Here is a 6,415-nt window from a genome sequence, read left to right as displayed (position 1 = left end):
CAGAACAAATCATTACTGACTTGCTTTGTTGTTTAAATGTTTTCCAAAGGAATCCCTACAACCGAAGTTGTCGGGGTATTTGGCATTTGACATTGTGCACGCTGTTGAGTTCTCAAGGATCGGATGCACCAGAGCCGAACCCTTTCAGGCCGCCGCTCCAGGCAACTTCTCTACCCTAGCACCAGAAGCGAGGCTGTCAAATCGACGCGCCGCTTGCTCGTGGAAGAGGTTTAATCCTACGCTCCTGTTTCGTGGTCTTCAAGACCAGTCTCAGATGGAGGATTGATGTCCCGCTTGAGGCCGGTAAGCTCTTCCGCTTTCCGCACCTGTGGGGTGACGAGTAAGAACATTACGGCGATGTTTCGCGGAGGCCAAATCCCGGTGAACGCCCGGGCGTGTCGGGCCGAACTTCCGCGGAAACACGCGGATCAGCCGATGCGCTCCGCCACCAGCGGGTCGCCGGCCACGTAGTCTGCGTCGTCGCCGATCTCCCACGCACCCTCGAGCGACTCGAGTGCGCGGTCGAACCGCGACGGCTCGTCGGCCGAGAGCGTGAAGATCGGCTGCCCCTCGACGACCCGGTCGCCGGGCTTCACCAGCAGGTCGATCCCGGCGGCGTGCTGCACCGCATCCTGAGCCCGGGCACGGCCGGCGCCGAGACGCCACGCGGCGATGCCGAAGGGCAGGGCATCCTGACGCAGCAGCACACCCGAGCGGGGAGCCGTGACGGTCGTGGTCTCCCGGGCGACGGGCAGCGGCGCGGTCGGGTCTCCGCCCTGGGCGCGGATCACCCGGTTCCAGGTGTCCATGGCACGGCCGTCGCGGAGCGCCTCCGCCACGTCGGCGTCGGGCTGACCGGCGAGCCGGAGCATCTCGGTCGCCAGGGCGATCGTGAGCTCGACCACGTCGGCCGGCCCACCCCCGGCGAGCACCTCGACCGATTCGCGCACCTCGTTCGCGTTGCCGATCGCGAGACCGAGCGGCACGTTCATGTTCGTGAGCAGCGCGGTCGTGCGCACCCCGGCGTCGTTGCCGAGGTCGACCATGGTCTGCGCGAGCTCCCGGGAGCGGGCGATGTCCTGCATGAAGGCGCCCGAGCCGAACTTCACGTCGAGCACGAGCGAGTCGGTTCCCTCGGCGATCTTCTTCGACATGATCGACGAGGCGATCAGCGGGATGGCCTCGACCGTGCCCGTGATGTCCCTGAGCGCATAGAGCTTCTTGTCCGCCGGGGCGAGCCCCGACCCCGCGGCGCAGATGACCCCGCCCACGTCGCGCAGCTGATCGAACATCTCCTCGTTCGACAGGGATGCCCGCCAGCCCGGGATCGACTCGAGCTTGTCGAGCGTGCCCCCCGTGTGTCCGAGCCCGCGCCCCGACAGCTGCGGCACCGCCACCCCGAAGCTCGCGACCAGTGGCATCAGCGGGAGGGTGATCTTGTCGCCCACTCCCCCGGTCGAGTGCTTGTCGACCGTCGGCTTGCCGAGGCCCGCGAAATCCATCCGCTCCCCCGAGGCGATCATCGCCAGGGTGAGGTCGCGGATCTCGTCGCGCGACATGCCGTTCAGCAGGATGGCCATCGCCAGCGCCGACATCTGCTCGTCGGCGACGTAGCCGCGGGTGTACGCGTCGATCAGCCAGTCGATCTGCGCGGTGGAGAGCGTTCCCCGATCCCGCTTGGTGCGGATCAGGTCGACGACGTCGTGGGCTTCGGTGGCCATGGTGTGTCCTTACTCGGATGCTCGGCATTGCGCCGAACGTGCGGAGACCGCTACTCGGCGAGCGACTCTTCGCGGTACTCGACGAGGGTGCGCGGCCCGAAGGCGTCGGGGATGACCTCGTCGATCGTCTTGATGCCCGAGACCGTCTCGAGGAGCATCCCCTCGGCCGAGTGCTCGAAGAGCAGCTGGCGGCAGCGACCGCACGGCATCAGCGCACCGCCGTGACCGTCGACGCAGGTGAAGGCGACGAGCTTGCCGCCGCCCGTCATGTGCAGCGTCGACACCAGGGTGCACTCGGCGCAGAGCGTCAGGCCGTAGGAGGCGTTCTCGACGTTGCAGCCCGAGATCACCCGGCCGTCGTCGACGATCGCGGCGACCCCCACGGGGAACTTCGAGTACGGCACGTAGGCCTTCTCCATCGCCTCGAGGGCGACGGCGCGCAGGGCGTCCCAATCGATCTCGGCACGGGCATCCGTCATCAGAATCTCCTCACGAACAGCGGATCACGAACAGCGGACCACGGACGACGCACTCACGAGCTGACGTACGGCTTGCCGGAGGCGGCGGGGCCGCGCACCCGCCCGACCAGGCCGGCGACCGCGAAGATCGTGACCACGTAGGGCAGCATCAGCATGAACTCCGACGGCACCGGCGAGCCGATGATGCCGAGCACGTTCTGCAGGTTCGACGCGAAGCCGAACAGCAGCGCCGCGAGGGTCGCCCGGATCGGGTCCCACCGGCCGAAGATCACCGCCGCGAGGGCGATGAAGCCCGCGCCCGCCGTCATCTCCTTGTTGAACGCGCCCACCGAGCCGAGCGTGAAGTACGCCCCGCCGAGACCGGCGATCGCACCGGCCAGCGACACGTTCCAGAAGCGCGTGCGGTTGACCTTGATGCCGACGGTGTCGGCGGCTTGAGGATGCTCGCCCACGGCCCGCACCCGCAGACCCCACTTGGTCTTGAACAGGCTGTAGAACACCAGCGCGACCGCGATGTACATCAGGTACACGACGATGGTCTGGCGGAACAGGGTCGGGCCGAGCACCGGGATCTCGGACAGCAGCGGGATCGGCAGCCGGTCGAAGCGCGGCGGCGAGTTCAGCAGGTCGGGGTCGGCGGTCAGCACCTGCGAGTACAGGAAGCTCGTCAGACCCGTGACCAGCACGTTCAGCACGACGCCGACGATGACCTGGTCGACCAGGTACTTGATCGAGAACGCGGCGAGCACGAACGACACCAGGGTGCCGGCGATGACCGCACCGATCAGGCCGATGAACGGGTTGCCCGTCACCGAGGCCACGACGGCGGAGACGAAGGCGCCGGCCAGCAACTGCCCCTCGATCGCGACGTTGACGACACCGACACGCTCGGAGATGACGCCGCCGAGGGCACCGAAGATCAGCGGCACGCTGAGCGAGACCGTTCCGATCAGGAGGCCGGGCACCGGGATGGTCTGCCCCGCCGCGGCCCAGGTGAGGAACGCGATCAGGAACAGCACCGCGAAGACGGTCATCAGCCAGAGCCGCACGCGCCGGCCGGTGGACACGAACCAGGCCGACAGGGCGGCCAGCGCCACGAGCACGATCGAGACGACGATGCCGGTCGCCCGGGTGGGCAGCACGACCTCGGGCAGCTGGATCAGGTCGGAGTCGGTCGACAGCCGGAACGTCGAGGAGCCGTCGCGGCCGAACGCCACGAACAGGATGATCGCGCCGAGGGCGAAGATGCCGAACGCGATCGGCGCCTTCCAGCTCTTCACCTGGACGGTGTTGAGGGCCTTGCCCGCGGTGTCGGGGTGGTTGTGCTCGGTCGGGGGGACTCCCGCCGACGAGGCGAGGTTGTTGGTCGAGACGTTCTCGCTCACTTGGCCGTCACCGCCTCACGGTTCGCGACGGTCGGGGCCTTGGGGGCCTTCGGCGTCTTGGGCTTGGACGGGTCGGGCAGGCGGAACACCGTGCGGATCAGCGGCGGCGCGGCGATGAACAGCACGATCAACGACTGCACGACGAGCACGATGTCGATCGGGATGCCCTCCGAGGCCTGCATGGCGAAGCCGCCGGCCTTGAACGCACCGAACAGGATGCCCGCGACGAAGATGCCCCACGGCTTCGACCGCCCGAGCAGCGCCACCGTGATCGCGTCGAAGCCGATGCCCGCGTCGATGCCGGAGCTGAAGCCGGTGGTCACTGTGCCGAGCACCTGCGAGACGCCGGCGAGGCCGACGAGCGCGCCCGAGATGACCATCGCGTAGACGTACATGTTCTTGACGTTGATGCCGGCGACGCGGGCGGCGTTCGGGTTCAGGCCCACGGCCCGGAACTTGAAGCCGAGCGACGAGCGGTTCAGCAGCCACCACACGAAGACGGTGGCGACGATCACCAGGATGAAGCCGAAGTGCAGGTTGAACTGCGGGCCGAGCAGGTCGGGGAACACCGCGGTGCTGTCGATCGGCGGCGACTTCGGGTTGTTCGAGCCGGGCGCCTGCAGCACAGGGGTGCGGAGCAGGTAGGAGACCAGGTAGAACGCGACGTAGTTGAGCATGATCGTGATGATCACCTCGTGGGCGCCGGTGCGGGCCTTCAGCAGACCCGCGATGCCCGCCCAGATGCCGCCGCCGACGAGGCCCGCGATCACCGCGACGATCATGTGCAGGCCCCACGGCAGGTGCAGGGTGAAGCCCACCCAGCCGGCGCAGGCGGCGGCGATGAGCATCTGGCCACGGCCACCGATGTTGAACATTCCGACGCGGAAGGCGAGGCCGACACCCAGGCCCGCCGCGATCAGCGGCGTGGCGAAGGTGAGCGTCTCGGTGATCGGCTTGATCTGCTGCACGAAGTCGTCGCGCTTGGGGTTGAAGATCGCCCCCTGGAACAGCGAGACGTAGGCGCCGGAGACGGCCTTCCAGATCTCGGCGAAGGTGTCGCCTGGCCGGGCGAAGAAGTAGCCCGCCGCCTTCTGCACGTTCTCGTCGGTGACGGCGATCAGGATGCCGCCCGCGATCATGGCGAGCACGACCGCGAGGATCGAGATCATGACGCTGCCGCCGATGATCTCGTTGAAGGTGGTGCGCCAGCGCGAGGGCGGCTCCGCCGCCGGAGCGGGCTTGGTCACAGTGGTGTCGCTCACGCGGCGGTTCCTTCCACGGGGATGTCGGCGGGGACCTCGCCCGCCATCATGAGGCCGAGCACGTCACGCGAGGTGGTGCCGGGCACGATGCCGACGATCGAGCCACGGTACATCACGGCGATGCGGTCGGCGAGCGCGACGACCTCGTCGAGCTCGGTCGAGACGACGATGACGGGGATGCCCTCGTCGCGGGTGGCGACGATGCGCTTGTGCACGAACTCGATCGAGCCGACGTCGATGCCGCGCGTGGGCTGGGCGGCGACGAACAGACGCAGGTCGCGGCTGAGCTCGCGCGCGAGCACGACCTTCTGCTGGTTTCCGCCCGAGAGGCGTCCGACCTCGGTGTCGATGCCCTGGGAGCGCACGTCGAACTCCTTCGACTTCTCCTCGGCGAAGGTGTGCAGGTAGTTCAGCTGCAGTCCGCCCGCCTTGACGAAGGGCTCGCCCTCCGAGCGGTCGAGCATCAGGTTCTCGGCGATGGTGAACTCGCCGACGAGCCCGTCCTCCTTGCGGTCCTCCGGCACGAAGCCGACGCCCGAGTCGAGCACCTTGCGGACGCTCATTCCGCGAAGGCTCCGGCCGTCGAGCGAGACGTCGCCGGTCACCCGCTCCTGCAGGCCCAGGAGCGCCTCGGTGAGCTCGGTCTGGCCGTTGCCCTGCACGCCGGCGATGGCGAGGATCTCGCCCGCCTTGACGTCGAAGGAGACCTTGTCGACGACGACCTGGCCCCGGGGATCGACGACCGAGAGGTTCTCGACCACGAGCGCCGGAGCGCCGGGGGTCGCGGGGTCTTTGTGCACCGTTAGCTCGACCGCGCGGCCGACCATCAGCGAGGCGAGCTCGGCGTTGGTGGCGGTGGGCGAGGCCTCGCCGACGACCTTGCCGAGGCGGATGACCGTGATGCGGTCGGCGACCTCGCGCACCTCGCGCAGCTTGTGGGTGATGAAGACGATGGAGGTGCCGCGCTCTTTCAGCAGACGCATGATCTGCATCAGCTCGTCGGTCTCCTGCGGGGTGAGCACGGCGGTGGGCTCGTCGAACACGAGCACCTTCGCGTCGCGGGAGAGCGCCTTGATGATCTCGACGCGCTGCTGCACACCGACGGGCAGGTCGTCGACCAGCGCATCCGGATCGACGTCGAAGCCGAAGCGGTCGCTGATCTCGCGCACGCGCTTGCGGGCGGCGGCGAGGTCGAGCCGGCCGGCGAAACCGGTCTGCTCGTGGCCGAGCATGACGTTCTCGGCGACGGTGAAGACGGGGATGAGCATGAAGTGCTGGTGCACCATGCCGATGCCGGCACCCATGGCGTCGCCCGGGCCGGCGAAGTGCTGGACGACGTCGTCGAGCACGATCTCGCCCTCGTCGGCCTGGTAGAGGCCGTAGAGCACGTTCATCAGGGTGGACTTGCCGGCGCCGTTCTCGCCGAGGAGGCAGTGAATCTCGCCCGGCTCGACCGTGAGGTCGATGTGGTCGTTGGCAGTGAGGGCACCGAAACGTTTCGTGATGCCCCGGAGTTCGAGCTTCATGGAATCAATCTACCTACTCCCCGAAGGGCATCCGCTCCCGAA

General features: G+C 67.9%; 5 protein-coding genes. All 5 read right to left on the bottom strand.

Translation table 11 applies throughout. The features are described 5' to 3' along the window. Window positions 1-428: 428 nt before the first annotated feature. Window positions 429-1,721, bottom strand: coding sequence for a thymidine phosphorylase (locus tag ITJ64_RS10995; protein WP_194680644.1), 1,293 nt, complete (start codon window positions 1,719-1,721; stop codon window positions 429-431). A 50-nt stretch (window positions 1,722-1,771) separates the two neighbouring features. Beyond that, on the bottom strand, window positions 1,772-2,200 hold the full coding sequence (locus tag ITJ64_RS10990; RefSeq protein WP_194680643.1) for a cytidine deaminase: 429 nt from the start codon (window positions 2,198-2,200) through the stop codon (window positions 1,772-1,774). Window positions 2,201-2,253: 53 nt separating this feature from the next. Beyond that, complete coding sequence (locus ITJ64_RS10985; RefSeq protein WP_370545155.1) at window positions 2,254-3,480, bottom strand: ABC transporter permease; 1,227 nt, start codon at window positions 3,478-3,480, stop codon at window positions 2,254-2,256. Window positions 3,481-3,581: 101 nt separating this feature from the next. Next, a complete protein-coding gene (locus ITJ64_RS10980) occupies window positions 3,582-4,847 on the bottom strand; it encodes an ABC transporter permease (RefSeq protein WP_370545139.1) in 1,266 nt (421 codons plus the stop codon). Next, the gene (locus ITJ64_RS10975) at window positions 4,844-6,373 is read right to left on the bottom strand and encodes an ABC transporter ATP-binding protein (RefSeq protein WP_194680641.1); all 1,530 of its coding nucleotides are present in this window, start codon (window positions 6,371-6,373) and stop codon (window positions 4,844-4,846) included. Before ITJ64_RS10975 ends, ITJ64_RS10980 begins: the two co-directional genes overlap by 4 nt. Window positions 6,374-6,415: the final 42 nt, after the last annotated feature.

This window comes from Herbiconiux sp. VKM Ac-1786 (assembly GCF_015350805.1).
Classification (GTDB): domain Bacteria; phylum Actinomycetota; class Actinomycetes; order Actinomycetales; family Microbacteriaceae; genus Herbiconiux.
Note: the sequence above shows the minus strand (reverse complement) of the source record. Positions and strands in the feature narration are given on the sequence as shown.

Coding starts and splice junctions, on each gene's coding strand:
- ITJ64_RS10995 (WP_194680644.1), bottom strand. CDS start 1,721: ATGGCCACCGAAGCCCACGACGTCGTCGACCTGATCCGCACCAAGCGG.
- ITJ64_RS10975 (WP_194680641.1), bottom strand. CDS start 6,373: ATGAAGCTCGAACTCCGGGGCATCACGAAACGTTTCGGTGCCCTCACT.
- ITJ64_RS10990 (WP_194680643.1), bottom strand. CDS start 2,200: ATGACGGATGCCCGTGCCGAGATCGATTGGGACGCCCTGCGCGCCGTC.